Source organism: Zhouia amylolytica AD3 (assembly GCF_000511935.2).
Taxonomy (GTDB): domain Bacteria; phylum Bacteroidota; class Bacteroidia; order Flavobacteriales; family Flavobacteriaceae; genus Zhouia; species Zhouia amylolytica.
Genome location: NZ_AYXY01000023.1, coordinates 576122 through 592173 on the forward strand (window position 1 = coordinate 576122; position 16052 = coordinate 592173).

The 16052-nt window shown below is 36.8% G+C and carries 16 protein-coding genes and 1 pseudogene; 4 read left to right on the forward strand and 13 right to left on the reverse strand.

Annotation, left to right across the window (positions count from 1 at the left end):
• Positions 1-132 precede the first annotated feature (132 nt).
• Both P278_RS13335 and P278_RS16770 read left to right on the forward strand, forming a co-directional pair.
• Positions 133-1035, forward strand: coding sequence for a hypothetical protein (locus P278_RS13335; protein ID WP_038267710.1), 903 nt, complete (start codon positions 133-135; stop codon positions 1033-1035).
• A gap of 382 nt (positions 1036-1417) precedes the next feature.
• Positions 1418-2590: pseudogene (locus P278_RS16770) on the forward strand (serine hydrolase domain-containing protein).
• 255 nt (positions 2591-2845) lie between these two features.
• Here P278_RS16770 and P278_RS13350 read toward each other — a convergent pair.
• Positions 2846-3799: a M20/M25/M40 family metallo-hydrolase gene (locus P278_RS13350; protein WP_038267712.1), complete on the reverse strand. Its 954-nt coding sequence runs from the start codon at positions 3797-3799 to the stop codon at positions 2846-2848.
• An 82-nt stretch (positions 3800-3881) separates the two neighbouring features.
• Here P278_RS13350 and P278_RS13355 point away from each other — a divergent pair, with 82 nt between their 5' ends.
• Positions 3882-4418, forward strand: coding sequence for a DUF1697 domain-containing protein (locus P278_RS13355; RefSeq protein ID WP_038267714.1), 537 nt, complete (start codon positions 3882-3884; stop codon positions 4416-4418).
• Between the two features lie 28 nt (positions 4419-4446).
• On the forward strand, positions 4447-5412 hold the full coding sequence (locus tag P278_RS13360) for an ABC transporter ATP-binding protein (protein WP_038267717.1): 966 nt from the start codon (positions 4447-4449) through the stop codon (positions 5410-5412).
• 65 nt (positions 5413-5477) lie between these two features.
• Here the strand turns inward: P278_RS13360 and P278_RS13365 are convergent, their stop codons facing one another.
• The 12 genes from P278_RS13365 to P278_RS13420 all read right to left on the reverse strand — a co-directional run bounded on the left by P278_RS13365 (position 5478) and on the right by P278_RS13420 (position 15987).
• Positions 5478-6005 carry a DUF5004 domain-containing protein gene (locus P278_RS13365; RefSeq protein ID WP_082436163.1) on the reverse strand — a complete coding sequence of 176 codons (528 nt, stop codon included), beginning with the start codon at positions 6003-6005 and terminating at the stop codon, positions 5478-5480.
• Positions 6006-6130: 125 nt separating this feature from the next.
• Positions 6131-6961: a hypothetical protein gene (locus P278_RS13370; protein ID WP_038267721.1), complete on the reverse strand. Its 831-nt coding sequence runs from the start codon at positions 6959-6961 to the stop codon at positions 6131-6133.
• Between the two features lie 126 nt (positions 6962-7087).
• Positions 7088-7861, reverse strand: coding sequence for a LytR/AlgR family response regulator transcription factor (locus P278_RS13375; RefSeq protein WP_038267724.1), 774 nt, complete (start codon positions 7859-7861; stop codon positions 7088-7090).
• On the reverse strand, positions 7858-9600 hold the full coding sequence (locus P278_RS13380; RefSeq protein ID WP_038267726.1) for a tetratricopeptide repeat-containing sensor histidine kinase: 1743 nt from the start codon (positions 9598-9600) through the stop codon (positions 7858-7860). Before P278_RS13380 ends, P278_RS13375 begins: the two co-directional genes overlap by 4 nt.
• A 67-nt stretch (positions 9601-9667) precedes the next feature.
• The gene (gene mtgA, locus P278_RS13385; protein WP_038267730.1) at positions 9668-10375 is read right to left on the reverse strand and encodes a monofunctional biosynthetic peptidoglycan transglycosylase; all 708 of its coding nucleotides are present in this window, start codon (positions 10373-10375) and stop codon (positions 9668-9670) included.
• On the reverse strand, positions 10368-11492 hold the full coding sequence (locus P278_RS13390) for an NAD(P)/FAD-dependent oxidoreductase (protein ID WP_038267737.1): 1125 nt from the start codon (positions 11490-11492) through the stop codon (positions 10368-10370). Before P278_RS13390 ends, mtgA begins: the two co-directional genes overlap by 8 nt.
• Before the next feature lie 96 nt (positions 11493-11588).
• Complete coding sequence (locus tag P278_RS13395) at positions 11589-11978, reverse strand: GreA/GreB family elongation factor (RefSeq protein ID WP_235444290.1); 390 nt, start codon at positions 11976-11978, stop codon at positions 11589-11591.
• Positions 11979-12118: 140 nt separating this feature from the next.
• On the reverse strand, positions 12119-13468 hold the full coding sequence (accC, locus tag P278_RS13400) for an acetyl-CoA carboxylase biotin carboxylase subunit (RefSeq protein ID WP_038267742.1): 1350 nt from the start codon (positions 13466-13468) through the stop codon (positions 12119-12121).
• 76 nt (positions 13469-13544) lie between these two features.
• Positions 13545-14045 carry an acetyl-CoA carboxylase biotin carboxyl carrier protein gene (gene accB / locus P278_RS13405; protein ID WP_038267744.1) on the reverse strand — a complete coding sequence of 167 codons (501 nt, stop codon included), beginning with the start codon at positions 14043-14045 and terminating at the stop codon, positions 13545-13547.
• A gap of 36 nt (positions 14046-14081) precedes the next feature.
• A complete protein-coding gene (locus P278_RS13410) occupies positions 14082-15071 on the reverse strand; it encodes a beta-ketoacyl-ACP synthase III (RefSeq protein WP_038267747.1) in 990 nt (329 codons plus the stop codon).
• 172 nt (positions 15072-15243) lie between these two features.
• Entirely contained in the window at positions 15244-15441 is a 198-nt protein-coding gene (gene rpmF / locus P278_RS13415) for a 50S ribosomal protein L32 (RefSeq protein WP_038267752.1), read from the reverse strand.
• Between the two features lie 9 nt (positions 15442-15450).
• The gene (locus tag P278_RS13420) at positions 15451-15987 is read right to left on the reverse strand and encodes a YceD family protein (protein WP_038268013.1); all 537 of its coding nucleotides are present in this window, start codon (positions 15985-15987) and stop codon (positions 15451-15453) included.
• Between the last annotated feature and the right edge of the window lie 65 nt (positions 15988-16052).

Genomic DNA, 16052 nt, shown 5'->3' on the forward strand with positions numbered 1-16052 from the left:
TTTACGTTACCTGCTATTACTCATTTAATTTACCCACTAGCAAAAGAAATAAACCCAATAGATTATTTGAAAAGACAAAACTGAAATCTATCAATCGTCATAAGCGAGACCGTTGAGCCTGACTTTTAAGAAATGAAAAACAATAAAAAAATTGATTGGAGATACTACCTTATTGTCTTTTGCCTGGTAACTTTCACACTCTCCGTTTACCTGTTTCAATGGTTTGGCCCGGGCATAATAAGTTACTACAAACAGAAAAAAGAAAAGGAGCAAATCTTCTACGGAGGTAGTAAAGAAGAAGCTGAAGCTTCTATAGAGCTTTATAACAATAAAGTTATTACACTTAAAAAAGCAGTTGACAGCACTGTTATGGCTAATCAAAATATTTATGTCTTTACAAACGATACAACCAATAGTATTAACAGTTTTTCATTATCACCAAATATAAAGTTCAGCAAGTATCAATCATCAATCTCTCCAGGCAATCCTCTTATAACTCGCAATAAAGATATCATTGAAAAGATCAGTACGTTCTTAAAACATGAAGACAGTCTGGGATATTCCGGGAGTATCAAAAAGGGAAATCATACTTTAACAATAAAACATTACAGAGGCTTAAACGACTCTTTGGTTTTTAAATTAATCACATACTTTAAGCCTACTCCGGAATACAATGACCGTCCAATAATAAAAAGTGCTTTTAAGATATCCTCCGTGAAGGTGGATAGTTTTAAAACACGTAGTTTTAAATACAAAGAAAAACATCTTAAAAATTTAAAAGAAAACAGCGGGTTCAGTGCTGCAATACTAAGGCCATACTATAAAAGCTTCTACGACAATTCCTTCAAGTTTTACTTTGTTTGCTTAAACCAGAACATTCCTAAAGATGCCTTTCAGAAATATATTGACTACCTTTTAGAAGGTTCTTTAAAAGAATTGGATTGTAGTAATTGTCATATCAAAACACTTAAAGCTAAAATTAATGATGGACTAAAAACAGTAAAAGACACTGAAAATACAACATCGGTTAATTAGCCGAAGTAAGCTATCAAGTCATTAATACGGGAAAAACTAAAAAACATTTCGACGCAAGTCACGTGAATTCCCCTTGGAAATATTTCACAAGGGTAAGCGGCGGATCTCCCGCTAGTTGTCCAGGTTCACTGGGTGAGTAAAAAAATTACCCTCAAATATCTGGATTAGTCTTATTTCTTTTCTCCCGTATCATTTGACCTTCTGTATAGACTGATAAAGAAAAAACTATTCATAATAATACAACTGTATTATATTATTGATTTCAACAACCACTATATATCAAAATGTAGGTTTGAGAAGGCACAATTATTTTTGCAGCCTTTTTTAACAATCGCTATCACATTCATCACGATCCAACAAAAGACTTAAGAATCATCAAAACATGAAAGAAAAACTAATCTCAACATTATTAATATTACTATTTACCATACCGAATACATATTCACAATCATTAGAAAAACAATTTGACAAACTATTACATCAAGAATATCCGGATACCGGAACGGCTGCTTCAGCTCTTGTTGCCATTGATGGAAAAATCATCTATCAAAAATCATTCGGCAAAGCTAGTTTAGAATTAAACGTTGATGCCACTATTAATAGTGTGTTTGAAATAGGGTCGGTTACCAAACAATTTACTGCCGTTGCCATAATGATGCTTGCTGAACAAGGTAAATTAGAACTTGATGACGATATAACTACCTACTTTAAGGATTATCCAACTCATGGCCATCCCATAACAATAGATTAAATATTATCACACACTTCAGGCTTAGCCAGTTTTACCGCCTCTGACGAATGGCATAATAACAGATATAATGAAATGACTCAAGAGGAGTTCATGAACCTCTTTAAAAAAATGCCGATGCTTTTTGCCCCCGGTGAAAAGTACCATTACAGTAATACAGGATATTACCTTTTAGGAATTTTAATAGAAAAATTATCAAATAAATCATAAAGCGAATTCATTGAAGATAAAATCTTCAAGAAGGTAGATATGAAAAATTCATCATTTATGTCCAGACATAAAATCATACCGAACAGAGCTATCGGACACGATAAAATTAAAGGCAAATTCGTTAAAGCAGATGAAATGTTATATACACATGCGTATACCGCTGGAGCTATTTTATCTACAACGTATGACTTATTTCTTTGGAACAGAGCCATACGAAACAATACGCTTATAAGTGAAGGAAGTAAAAAAAGAGCCTTTACGAATTATAAACTGTCAAGCGGAAAGCATGCTAACTATGGCTTTGGATGGGCTATTGACGAAGTAAATGGGATTCCTTCACTAGAACACAACGGCGGATCTTTTGGTTTTTTAAGTAATACTATTTATCTGCCCGAAGAAGATGTTTTTGTTGTGGTTCTATCTAATTGCATTTATAGTGCCACTGATTTTGTATCAACTAAAATGGCAGCAATCGCACTTAATAAACCCTATCCGGATACAGCTTCAAAAGCGGCTAAAATTAGTCCGGATTTCGCAGAAAAATATACCGGAACTTACAGGTTTGATGATGGTTCAACTAGAACTATATCATTTTAAAGCGAGGCTCTTTATAGTCAACTGGGCAACAGGGGTAAACTAAAGTTATTCAAGCTTGACAAAAACACCTATCAATTCGAAAATATGTTTGCCCGAATAATCTTTAAAAAGACTAAAAACAACACTCCTACTATCCTATTCAAAAATAGAATCTATGAAACAGTTGGGAAAAAGGTGAAATAAATACCAGCTCATACAAGCCAAAAATCTTTATGGACACCTCAAAAAAAAGCCCTTAAAAAAGGGCTTTTTTGATTAATCCTGACGGATAAACTCCATTTTATAATCTGTTGTTGCCACTTTCATTAATGCACTGTAGATATAGTTACACACTTTCTCTTGTCCAGGAAAGTTAATTAAATCTACGGTATCCTCGGTGGTATGATATTGCGGATGCCCCCCTGTATGAATTCCCATCACAGAAATATCTTTTTTATAGAAGGAAACATGGTCTGAACCTCCTATTGAACCAGGATGGGCAAACACGGTAAGCCCTAGTGGCTCTCCAAGGTTTTTCATGAGTTCTACTCCACCTGGAAAGGTTCCAGCTCCACCCATGTATACATGGTTTTCGTTATTAAGTCGTCCGACCATATCCATATTCACCATCAGCTTGACTTGTGACAACGGCACTACAGGGTTCTCAGTAAAATACTTACTCCCTAATAATCCTTGTTCTTCGGCTCCAAAAGCAAGTAACAATACACTGCGTTTTAGCAAATGTTTATTGGCGGCGATTCTCTCTCCTATTTCTAACAAGGCAGCGGTTCCGCTGGCGTTATCATCGGCTCCATTGTGAATTCCTTCATGATCAGACTTCGATGAGGGACCGCCCATTCCCAAATGATCGTAATGGGCCCCTAATACTATAAACTCATCCTTCAGGACCGGATCATTTCCTTCAATATATCCGATTACATTCCAGGTTGTAGCCTCTGGTTTAGGTGCTTCGCCTTTTTTTACTCTGATCTTCGCCTGAAATTCTTGTTTATATGATTTTCCATAGGCCTCAATCCCAGCTTTCTTAAATGATTTTATAATATACTTTACGACTCTTTTATTGGCTTTGGTTCCGGGAAATCTCCCAGCATTCTTATCGGAACTCAAAAATTCTATATGCTCACGTAATTCCTCCTGGGTAACCTCACTTTGTGCAATCATTACATTTGAAACCAATAAGATGGTTGCGGTAAAAAGTATCTTTTTCATATATGGGTATTTTTTTAACTCAAGGTTTCAAAAATAACAATCTCAAGGCAATTGGTCCTTATAATTTTCTTAATTTCAACCCATGAAAACATATATTTTACTCTTGCGCGGAATTAACGTGGGAGGTCACCGAAAAATTAAAATGGCAGATCTGAAATTGCTATTATCTTCATTAGATCTTAAAGAAATACGCACCTATATTCAAAGTGGTAATGTTGTTTTTAAATCAAGAGAAACTGCTGACACTTTAAAAGGAAAAATTGAAAATAAGATAGAGGATCATTTTGGATTTGAGGTTAAAATCTACCTGACTGATTTTGAGCGGTTCGCTAAAATATATACTAAAAATCCGTTTATCAATAAAAACGAAGAAATAAATAAGCTCTATTGCACCCTGCTTTTCGAGTCACCCGAGGATTCAAAAATACAAGCCCTTGAAGCTGTTGAAAGCAAAGATGATGTTTTTATAGTACAGGACGAAGTTCTTTATTTCTGTTATCACAACGGTTACGGTAAGGCTAAAATAACCAATCCGTTCATCGAGCAAAAATTAAAAGTGAATGCTACTACCCGTAACTGGAAAACGATGGGTAAACTGATGGAGATGGCTTCCGAATAATATTCGATACCTTTGCAAAAAAATTTCAATGCTGGCAGTCAAGAATATCTCTTTTGCTTACGAAAACAAAAAAGTCCTTAAGCGTATTAAACTATTCGCGGATCAAGGTGAAAACATTGCTATTGTGGGTGAAAGTGGCTGTGGCAAAAGCACTTTACTAAAAATAATTTACGGATTGCTGGCTCCAGAAAATGGAGAAATATATTGGAATGATCAAAGGCTTTTAGGTCCTGATTACAACCTGGTACCCGGTGAATCTTTTATGAAATATGTTGCACAGGATTTTGATCTGATGCCTTCTATAACCGTAGAAGAAAACATCGGGAAATTTTTATCAAATTTCTATCCGGGAAAGAAAAAAAAGCGGACCCGCGAGTTATTGCAGTTGGTTGAAATGACTGCTTTTGCCAAAACGAAGGCACGCTTACTCAGCGGCGGACAAATGCAGCGCGTAGCTTTGGCTCAGGCAATAGCAAAAGAACCAGAGATTATTTTGCTGGACGAGCCTTTTAGCAATATTGATAATTTCAGAAAGAACAACCTTCGCAGGAATTTATTCAATTACTTTAAACAAAATAACATTACCTGTATTGTTGCAACCCATGACAATGCTGATTCCTTAAGTTTTGCTGATAAAACGTTAATTTTAAAGGAAGGAAAAATTGTTGATCAGGGAAGTCCCGAAACACTCTATGAAAACCCGAAGAACTATTATGTAGCATCCTTATTTGGAGAAGTTAATGAACTTCCGCTATCGTTATTTGACTCCAATAGCAATGGAGAAACGATTTTAGTTTATCCCCATGAGATAGGAATTGATAAAAAGTCGCGCCTAAAAGCAACTATAGAGAGCAGTTTCTTTAAGGGCTCCTCTTACATGATGAAAGCCACATTGGATGAGGTGACGTTGTACTTTGAGCACCAACATAAAATTGAGAATGGTGAAAAGGTATGTTTATCAATTTCGGAAGACCTTATCGAAAAACGCTCGTAAAAAAAAGCTGCCGAAGAATCGGCAGCCTCTAACTTTACACATGTTTTTGCTAATTATAACCTCAACTAATTTTCAAGTTGTTTTGTATATGTGTAAGTTACCGTTGTTTCAATAATCTGACCGTTAATATCCTGGATATTTTCAATACCGGTAAAAGAAAACGTAGTTCCTTCTGCATGGATATCGATTCCTGTTGACAATCTTGAACAAGCATACACTAAATTCAAGGCTTCACCATTTAACATCCAGGTCCCTGCCAACTGACCTTTTTCTGCACAGTCAGCCACATTATATGATTGCTCGATTGTAAAATTTCTTTCGGCATCAAAAATGTAAGCCACATCTTTTTGACAAGCTGTATACTGAGACAATAAATCGGTAGTTGGGTTTTCTACTTCATCATCAGAAAGGTCAATTTCATCTTCAGCAACCACAGCTGAAAGATTCCATTCACCGACAAGAACTTCTTCCGACGTTGTTAAATCACCTGTAAAATCTTCTGCACAACTAATGTCGTCATTAGAATCACAGCTTAACATAACACCACCAAGCATAAGTAGTACGGGTAAAGATACTCTTTTTAAATTCATCATTGCAACTTTTAATATTTGTTATTCATCTACAAGACCAGTGAATCGGTAAAAGGTTGCGTATTGTAAATAAAAAAATCAATAAAAAATCACCTATTGAACCCTATTACCCTGATTTTGAACGCTCTTTAATTTTTATAAATTTTCACGTTTCCAATAAATATTTTTGCGCCGTTATCGTATTCCCAAGGAGCACTAATGTAAAGATGTTTTGGTGTTTTGACAGCGAACATTTTTGCATCTAATATTTTAGATTTATCCAGGTATACCCTCATCTGCTGGCCTTCTACTGCTATGGATACATGTATGGTTTCATTGGAAAACCTACTAAAAGGGAAATCTAAATAACTGTTACTTTCAGTATCGCTGCTTGATGCTGAAACTTTTTGTGATGATAAATGTAATTCTATATCCGTAATGGAACCACGGTTATAAGCATCACTTATATATTTTGACGCACTGTTATCCCGGGCAAAACCAAAGTGCATTGGACTTATATCCCTGGCTTTTTCACTTCGGGTAACTATATCAAATTCTACAGTGAAATTCTCAGGCATTATTAATAAAGTATCCAACTTAATCGTTGATCGTTCTCTCAATTTGAGCCATTTTCCCTCAATACCAGAAATGGTAGTTACCGAACCGCTTCCGTTTGTTTTCCATTTAGAGGGCATTATCCCTTCTCGTTCATTTTCAAAATTATCCTCAAACGCCAAGTCTTTTCCAGGAATATAGGAAAACACCTCTTCTACATATGGCACCGTACTGTCATCATTAGTTTTGTTCGCTGAGGTCCCCGGAGCGTTGTTTTTACCATTTAGAATATCATCGGCCGTATCTTCTACCTTCTTTTCTACTTTATTCTTGATTTTTTTCCAAAGTTGAGCATGGGTTTGTTGAATTGATAACGCACTAATAACCATCAGCATACCAAGGCTTAAAAAAGTAGTTTTTTTCATTGTTGTTTGAATTTATATTACGGCAAAATTAAAGCATAAAGTATGCCTCAGGCTTGCTAATTCCGATCCTTTTAGAATCTGCTATTGCTTTTCGAGCATGTGCCCATGGTTACCGTGAAAGCGGAGTCAAAGCTCGTTAAAATACGCTAGTAATTGTGATCGTTTTCGACTTGATACAGGGATTTTTTTATCGTTATCCAACAATAAACAGTCTTGATTTTTTCTAAAGGTCTTTACATACTGAAGATTAACCAAATACGACTGGTGTACTCTTAAAAAGCCGGTTAAAGCATTATTTTCTTCAAACTTTTTTAATGGTTGTGCTACCACGATACTTTTCTCTTCAACCAGATGAAATTCGGTATAATTATTATCAGACTTAAGGTATAGGATCTCTTTATGCCTTAGTACATGTATTGCTTCCTGGGTTTTTAAAACAATTTTCTTTTCTTGTCCATTTACTCCAATAGCCGTTTGCTTAAAAAAGGATTCCAATTTTTTAAAATACTGCTGTTCTTCGATTTGCTCTACTACCCTGCTCACTGTTTCACAGAGTTGTTTGGGCATAAATGGTTTTAAAATAAAATCGAGGGCATTATATTTAAATGCACTAATTGCATAATGAGTATGTGCCGTTATAAAGATCACTTTAAATCCTTTTTTGCGATTCTTATGAAAGTCTTCTAAAAGTTCAAAGGAATTACCATCAGGTAAGTTGATATCAAATAAAAGTAATTCCGGTTGATATTTATAGAAACACAATGCTGCTTCCTTTAGATTACACGCCAGGTGGAGTGTTATTTCAGGGTATTGCTCACGTAAGATTTGCTTCATTCCCGCTTGTAAAACAGCATCGTCTTCAAGTAATAAGCAGGAAATAGATGTATTATGCGTTTTCATGAATTCAAGACTGGTATTTCGATTGACACGCGAACTCCCGGATATTGCTTATCCCTGGAATAATTTTCAATTTTCAGAAACAATTTCTTTTTATGGGTTTGATTGAAAGTTTGTATGCGCTTTTGAATTATATTCATTCCCATAGAAGTATATAAGCCGTTTTTAGCGGATGTATTACTTTCTGATATTCCAGTACCATTGTCTATAACGGTTATATTGAGATAATCGTTAGCGTATGCAAATTTCACCAACACCCTTGCATTTTCTATATCTTTCACTCCGTGAATAACCGCGTTTTCAACAAAAGGCTGAATGAGCATCCCGGGCAATCGGATCTGCTGAATTTTCTCGGAAGATATGGACTCAGTAACGATATCATATTTTAAATGGTTCTGCGATCCCGCTTGTTGCAACAACAGGTAGTTTTCGAGGATGTCTATTTCCTGTGCCAAGGTAATACATTCCTTGTCGGAACTTTCCAAAACTCCTCTTATCAATGAACCAAAACCATGCAGGTATTCCATAGCGCTTTCGGTTTTACTTAAAAAAAGGTAGCTCTGAATGCTTTGCAGCGCATTGAATATAAAATGGGGACTTAATTGACTTAATAATAACTTCTGTTGCAAGGAAGCCCTTTGGAGCTCTTGCCTGGTATTTTTTTGTTTGAACCATACATACACAATCGCAGCCACTAAAAATGAGAGCAGCAATACAAAGACTCCGATATAGTTTTGTTGTTTGATGAGTTGTTTCTGCAAGTTATTTTCTTCTTCCAGTGCCTCAATGGCTTGCTGCTTTTGAGCTGATTCATATTGCTGCTCCAACTCAGCAATTTTATTGCTGAACTCTTCAGCCTGAAGAACTTCTTTAATACTGTCGTATTTTTCAAAATACAACAAGGCTTCATGATCATTACCCCTATCCACCATAAGTGTTTTAAGGTTTTTATATAATTGCACCTTTTCCTGCAAAGAAGCTCGATGCAAGCCTTTTTGGTAATACTGTAGTGCTTTGGTTAATTCACCTAACTGATGATAAGCATATCCAATATTATTAAGCACCACAACATTGTCTTTGTTTTGAATCTGTTCCTTAAGCTTCAGTCCTTTGAATCCCGCATTCAGAGCTTCTTCCCACTGCTTCCGGCGAATATAAAAATCTGCTTGATTGGTATAAAGTACTGATTTCACATAGGGATTCTGCAATTTATCGGCCAGGTAAATGGCCTCTTTCAAGGTTCGTTCAGCATTATGGAATTCTTTAAGTTGAAGGTACACCCCATAACTATTACTCAGGATACTCAGTCTTAAGTTCCCTTCTGAATGCGGAAGGGCCTCTTGAAAAAAACTTTTGGCTTTTTGATATTGTCTAAGATGTGTATGTACAATAGCCAGATTATTCAATATCTTAACCCGCTCTATCTTAATGGGTTGATCTGAAACATAGGGTAGCCCTTTAAAATAGAAGTGCACTGCCGAATCTAGCTCTTTTTGATACAAATGAACACTTCCAATTCCGTTAAAAGCCAAGGCTATACTAAGAGAATCATTGTTTTTTAGTGCGTATTTATGAACCGTATTAAAACATGCAATGGCTTTATCAAACTGCTCCGCTCTCATTAAACTGTCACCCTGATTTTGAATACTTTTCAGGTCTGCTTCCATTGGCTTTTGAGAAGCTAAGGTTGACAACCCATGAACAAGCAGTAGGAGAAAGGTACATTTTTTGGCAATCGACATAGGAAAAACCTCTTAATCAGGCCGTCAAAATTAACCTATTTTAGCTTTGAAAACAATGTTAATGCTACTACTTTTCTCTAATAGGAATTTTCTTTTTTAAATCGAAAGGTCCGTAATTTCGCATTTGACGAAGGATCCACTCCTTTCGCGATTGAATGTAGGTTGTTGCCGGACTTGCCTTGTATTTCTTTGGATTTGGAAGGATGGCTGCCAAGGCAGCGGCTTCGTATTTAGTGAGTGTTCCAGCCGATTTATTGAACCAATACCAACTAGCGGCTTCGGCACCATAAACACCATTACCCATTTCAATACTATTTAAATACACCTCCAGGATGCGTTCTTTAGACCAGAACAGCTCGATCAAAAAAGTAAAGTATACCTCAAAGCCTTTCCGGACCCAACTCCGTTTTGGCCATAAAAAAACATTTTTAGCTGTTTGCTGACTAATGGTACTTCCACCTTTTAACCTTTTTCCTTCTTTATTGGTTTCAATAGCATCTTCTATGGCTTCCAGATCAAAACCATGATGGGACAAGAACTTCTGGTCTTCACTACAAATAACAGCAAGTTGGAGATCTTCGGAAATTGACTCTATGGGGACCCATTCGTGTTTCCACACCACCTTCTGCCCATCCTGTTTCTGCTCAATATTCCTGATAACCATCAAAGGGGTTACGGGTACCGGCAACCATTTATAGGCCAGCACAAAGAATATGGACACAACGAGAAACCAAAAAAGTGTTTTGAATAATAGCCTAAAGATCTTTTTAATCATTACCAGCGGTTAAATTTGCTAAGTCTGCACCTATTTGAGACCCTATGGCAACTCCCATTCCTCCTAACCTAACCCCGCAATAAACATTCTCTGAAAGTTGTTGTACGATCGGTTTTTTTACCGATCCGACCCCCATGATACCACTCCAACGGTGCTCTATTTCATGTGGTGTATTTGGCAAGATAGTAGTTTTAAGGAGTTCTTCCAATTTATTTTGAATAAGTGGTGTCTGGGCCAAGTCGGTGGTGTTTTCGCCTTCAATATCCAGATTCCTCCCCCCACCCAGTAGGATCCTGCCATTAATATTTCTAAAATAATAAAACCCTTTATCAAGATGAAAGGTACCTTTAAACGGTAGTTTTTTAACTGGTTTGGTGATAAGCACCTGAGCTCTGGCGGGCTCTACATCAATATTGAGTAAATTTTGAGCAAAACCATTATTGGCTATTAAGAGATTTTTGGTTTTAAACTGAAAGTGATCGGTGGTTACGTGTACTCCATTCCGGAGATCTTCAAAACCTGAAACAGAGGTTGCATTGAGAATGTGAATGTTCTTTTTAATACACTTTTTCAGTAATTGATCCATCATTTTTCCGGTATCAATCTGACCTTCAAATTGATTAAAAATCAAATGATCTTGAATATGGTTAAAGCCAAAATCATTCTTTTTAACTTTAAACACATTCTTTTTAAAATAGGGTTTTAACAATTCATTAATACGCTCTCTATTTTCCAGGCATGACTCAAAGAACTCTCCTTTAGTTTTTAAAAACAGCTCATAACCTCCTCTATTTTTATATTTAATATTTTTTGCGCCGAGGTTGTTTTTCAACAGTTTAAGTCCTTTATACCGGAGTTGAACCAATTCGATCATTTCATCTTCGGTATGCAGGTTCAGGTCATCCAAAAGCTCCGAAAGACTCCCAAAACACGCAAAACCAGCATTCTTAGTACTTGCGCCTTGCGGGAGCACTCCTTTTTCCAAAACCAGGATGGAAGCCTTGGGATGGTTCTCCCTGAGTTTCAAAGCACAGTTTAAACCAACCAAACCACTTCCGACAATGGTGTAATCGGTGTTTGAAATCCACTGTTTTATTTCCCAATAGCTAAAATTCATACTATTTTACGTGAAAGATGATACCTGACTCTTTTTTAAATTTAGGGATTAGATTTTTATCATACACCTAACCGTTAGTAAAATCACACAGAAGTATCATTCAATTTTTTGAATGGTAAAATGATTTCCATTAAAGGAAAGTTGATCACCGACAACCTTATTGAGCAATAATTGTCCGACAGGTGTTTGAAGTGAAATGGCAAAAAAGGAAATTGAATCAACCATAAAAGTTCCGGCGCTGATACTTAAAAAGTAATTGGCTTTATCTGTATAAACAATACTACCCAGGCAGGCACTGGTCGTTTTATGAAGGGGGTCTATTTTGGCAAGAATGGTTTTTAGTTTTTCCAGTTCAGCATACTGTTTTCCTAATTTTTCACGCTCCAGATGCATCATTGCACGCCCAGTTTCATGCTTATCTCCAGCACTGCTTTTAGTTTCAGACAACAACCCTTCTTCCAGCTCATCCATTTGAATTTTGAGCATCCTAAGCTTATTATTGATGTATGAGGAACATTGTTTGTATAATTCTTCTTTAACCATGGAATAAAGATATTTGGAAACCGCTTAAAAACAAACAAGGAGCTTAAAAAGCTCCTTGTTTAATATCATCAGTCCCTTCTGAATTAATCTTCAATAGGTTTTATTTTAAAACTTTCCATAAACGCAGTGGTATAATTACCTGCAATAAAATCAGGATCATCCATTAATTGTCTGTGGAACGGTATTGTGGTTTTGATTCCTTCTATTACAAATTCATCAAGGGCGCGCTTCATTTTATTGATCGCTTCTTCTCTGGTTTGCGCAGTTGTTATTAACTTGGCAATCATTGAATCGTAATTTGGCGGAATTGCATAACCTCCATAAACATGGGTATCTAATCTTACTCCATGACCTCCCGGAGCATGTAATGTGGTTATTCTACCCGGAGAAGGACGGAAATCATTGTATGGGTCTTCCGCATTGATACGACATTCGATAGAGTGTAATTTAGGCGTATAGTTTTTACCCGAAATAGGCACACCTGCAGCCACTAAAATTTGCTCCCTGATTAAATCATAATCAATTACCTGTTCCGTAATCGGGTGTTCTACCTGAATACGGGTGTTCATTTCCATGAAATAAAAATTGCGGTGTTTATCTACCAAAAACTCTACAGTTCCAGCGCCCTCATACTTGATGTATTCCGCGGCTTTTACTGCAGCCTCTCCCATGGCATCACGTAATTCATCTGTCATGAAAGGAGAAGGTGTTTCCTCCGTTAATTTTTGGTGACGTCTTTGGATTGAGCAATCTCTTTCAGAAAGGTGACATGCTTTACCATACTGGTCTCCGATAATCTGAATTTCAATATGGCGAGGTTCTTCAATAAGCTTCTCCATATACATTCCATCATTACCGAAGGCTGCAGCTGCTTCCTGCTTGGCACTTTCGAATGCTTTTTCGATATCTTCTTCTTTCCAAACAGCGCGCATCCCTTTACCTCCACCACCAGCGGTAGCTTTCAGCATCACAGGGTACCCCACTTCTTTGGCTAATTTTTTGGTGTCTTCTAAGGAACCTAATAATCCTTCAGATCCAGGCACAACCGGAACTCCGGCTTCTATCATGGTTTCTTTGGCCGTGGCCTTATCCCCCATACGGTCTATTTGTTCTGCTGAGGCTCCGATAAATTTAATATCGTGCTCCTCACAAATTTTAGAAAATCTAGAATTTTCAGAAAGGAATCCGTATCCGGGGTGGATAGCATCAGCATTTGTGATCTCTGCGGCTGCTATTATATTAGGTATCTTTAAATAAGAATCTTTACTTGGTGCCGGCCCTATACAAACAGCCTCATCGGCAAATCGAACATGCAAGCTCTCGGCATCAGCGGTAGAATAAACAGCTACGGTTTTAATCCCCATTTCTCTACAGGTTCTTATAACGCGTAGTGCAATTTCACCTCGGTTTGCTATTAGTATCTTTTTAAACATAGTGTTCAAATTTTAAATCTCAAAAATCAAATTCCAAAAATTTGGGATCTGGAGTTTGGGAATTGTGATTTAACTATTATGAAGGGTCTACTAAAAACAATGGTTGATCAAATTCAACAGGTGAAGAATCGTCAACCAATACTTTTACAATCTTTCCAGACACTTCAGATTCGATTTCGTTGAAAAGTTTCATTGCTTCAATCACACAAAGCACATCTCCTTTACCAATTGAATCTCCAACCTCTACGAAAGCTGGTTTATCTGGAGAAGGTTTTCTGTAGAAAGTTCCGATAATCGGTGATTTCACGGTAATATACTTACTATTCTCTTCTTCCTTTTTATCTGCTGCAGCTGGTGCTGGTACAGCTGGTGCTGGTGCAGCCGGCTGAGCTACAGGCGCATGTGGTTGTGGCACATGATGAGCTCCCATTGGAACTTGCTGAACGATGGTAGTCTCTCCTTTTTCTTCAGATCCTGTTTTAATAGTAATCTTAACATCGTCCATCTCAAGTTTTACTTCACTTGCACCGGACTTGGCTACGAATTTAATTAAGTTTTGAATATCTTTTAACTCCATGACGTAGGTTTTGTTAGTTTCTAGTTGTTATTAGAATTAATATGCCCATTTTAAATAAATCGATCCCCAGGTAAATCCACCACCAAAGGCAGCAAAAACCAGGTTATCTCCTTTTTTCAATTGATTCTCATAATCATTGAGTAATAACGGAAGGGTTGCGGAAGTAGTATTTCCATACTTATCGATATTTATCATCACCTTTGACTCATCGACTCCCATTCGGTTGGCTGTAGCATTAATAATACGCATATTCGCCTGATGTGGCACCAACCATTGAACATCCTCTTTCGTAAGGTTGTTTCGTTCCATTATTTTAGCAGACACATCAGCCATATTAGAAACAGCAAATTTAAACACTGTCTTTCCGTCCTGAAAAACGTAGTGTTGCTTATTCTTAACGGTTTCTTCCGATGCGGGTAGGATTGATCCTCCTGCCTCAATTCTCAAGAAGTCGCGACCCTGGCCGTCACTTCTTAAATATTCATCCTGTAATCCGAGACCTTCTTCGTTTGGTTCGAATAAAACAGCTCCCGCACCATCACCAAAGATGATACATGTTGCGCGGTCTGTATAGTCAATAATAGAAGACATTTTATCGGCTCCTATTAATAGCACTTTTTTATATCTTCCTGCTTCAATATAGCTAGCTGCCGTAGACATTCCATAAAGGAAACTTGAACAAGCGGCTTGCAAATCGTATGCAAAAGCATTAGTAGCACCTATATTAGAGGCTACATATGCAGCAGTTGAAGCTACTGGAAGATCTGGTGTAGCTGTAGCTACTAAAACTAAATCAATTTCTTCGGGGTTTAAGCCTTTTTTCTGAATAAGGTCCTCAGCGGCTTTAATGGCTAGAAAAGAGGTTCCTTTACCTTCTTCCTTAAGTATGCGCCTTTCTTTAATACCGGTTCTGGTGGTTATCCATTCGTCATTTGTGTCAACCATCTCTTCTAACATCTTGTTAGTTAACACGTGCTCCGGCAAATATGCTCCTACAGCTGTAATGGCTGCTGTTATTTTACTCATAACACAGTTTTATATTACTAAACGTGCAAAAATGTGCAAAAATTGGTTTAAAATACTAATTTTTGCTCAATTTTTATTGCAAAATAGGTTGATTTTAACTTTTAGAAAAGTTTTTCAACAAAAAAAACTCTCACCTTTAGAGTGAGAGTTCGTAGTTCTCTATGAAATTGCCTTATGCAACTTCTTCAGTTGTATTGTCGATTAACACTTTTCCTCTGTAGTAAAGCTTACCTTCATGCCAGTGAGCTCTGTGGTATAGGTGAGATTCACCAGTTGTTTTATCTACAGCAATCTGAGGAGCTGTCGCTTTATAGTGCGTTCTTCTCTTATCTCTTCTAGTGCTTGACTGTCTTCTTTTAGGATGTGCCATTTTTCAATCTTATTTATCCGTTAATAGCTTTTTTAAAGTATCCCAACGAGGATCCGTTTCGTTATTATTGTTACTTTTTTCTTCTTTAGGCTTTAATTCTTCCAGCTTTTCAATTATATCCGATGATAATGTTCCATCCTCAATACCCGGATGCACCCTTTTAGCAGGGACAGCTAACACAATCATCTCATATATATATTGAGCCACATTTATTTGATGTTCCCCATGAGGAATAATCAACAACTCTTCATCTTCATCATTGTATTCTTCTCCATGCTTCACAACCAAATGTAATTTCCCTTTTACGGGAAGATCAAATGGCTCATTTGACAAATCACAATTTACATTCACTGTACCTTTTGCTTTAAAGTCCAGCTCCAGCATATTGCTTTTTTTGTCAAGTACAATATCTACCTTTATATCGGCATTATTGAACTCATCATAATTAAAAGCTTCAAAGAACGCATTTTCAATTTTATAATCGAACTGATGCTTAGCCTCCTTTAATCCAACAAATGGAATATCAAACTCCTTGAACTTCTTCATTTTAGACATCAGTTTACCTCCGACAATTTTCGGGAGTGCAAAGATATAAATTTTTATTTACGACA

What these genes read in the sequence shown, in the direction of transcription:
- P278_RS13410 (WP_038267747.1), bottom strand. Translation starts at nt 15,071, where the DNA reads ATGAGTAAAATAACAGCAGCCATTACAGCTGTAGGAGCATATTTGCCG.
- P278_RS13420 (WP_038268013.1), bottom strand. Translation starts at nt 15,987, where the DNA reads ATGAAGAAGTTCAAGGAGTTTGATATTCCATTTGTTGGATTAAAGGAG.
- P278_RS13375 (WP_038267724.1), bottom strand. Translation starts at nt 7,861, where the DNA reads ATGAAAACGCATAATACATCTATTTCCTGCTTATTACTTGAAGACGAT.
- P278_RS13335 (WP_038267710.1), top strand. Translation starts at nt 133, where the DNA reads ATGAAAAACAATAAAAAAATTGATTGGAGATACTACCTTATTGTCTTT.
- P278_RS13355 (WP_038267714.1), top strand. Translation starts at nt 3,882, where the DNA reads ATGAAAACATATATTTTACTCTTGCGCGGAATTAACGTGGGAGGTCAC.
- mtgA (WP_038267730.1), bottom strand. Translation starts at nt 10,375, where the DNA reads ATGATTAAAAAGATCTTTAGGCTATTATTCAAAACACTTTTTTGGTTT.
- P278_RS13395 (WP_235444290.1), bottom strand. Translation starts at nt 11,978, where the DNA reads ATGCTCAAAATTCAAATGGATGAGCTGGAAGAAGGGTTGTTGTCTGAA.
- P278_RS13350 (WP_038267712.1), bottom strand. Translation starts at nt 3,799, where the DNA reads ATGAAAAAGATACTTTTTACCGCAACCATCTTATTGGTTTCAAATGTA.
- P278_RS13380 (WP_038267726.1), bottom strand. Translation starts at nt 9,600, where the DNA reads ATGTCGATTGCCAAAAAATGTACCTTTCTCCTACTGCTTGTTCATGGG.
- rpmF (WP_038267752.1), bottom strand. Translation starts at nt 15,441, where the DNA reads ATGGCACATCCTAAAAGAAGACAGTCAAGCACTAGAAGAGATAAGAGA.
- P278_RS13360 (WP_038267717.1), top strand. Translation starts at nt 4,447, where the DNA reads ATGCTGGCAGTCAAGAATATCTCTTTTGCTTACGAAAACAAAAAAGTC.
- accB (WP_038267744.1), bottom strand. Translation starts at nt 14,045, where the DNA reads ATGGAGTTAAAAGATATTCAAAACTTAATTAAATTCGTAGCCAAGTCC.
- P278_RS13390 (WP_038267737.1), bottom strand. Translation starts at nt 11,492, where the DNA reads ATGAATTTTAGCTATTGGGAAATAAAACAGTGGATTTCAAACACCGAT.
- P278_RS13365 (WP_082436163.1), bottom strand. Translation starts at nt 6,005, where the DNA reads ATGATGAATTTAAAAAGAGTATCTTTACCCGTACTACTTATGCTTGGT.
- P278_RS13370 (WP_038267721.1), bottom strand. Translation starts at nt 6,961, where the DNA reads ATGAAAAAAACTACTTTTTTAAGCCTTGGTATGCTGATGGTTATTAGT.
- accC (WP_038267742.1), bottom strand. Translation starts at nt 13,468, where the DNA reads ATGTTTAAAAAGATACTAATAGCAAACCGAGGTGAAATTGCACTACGC.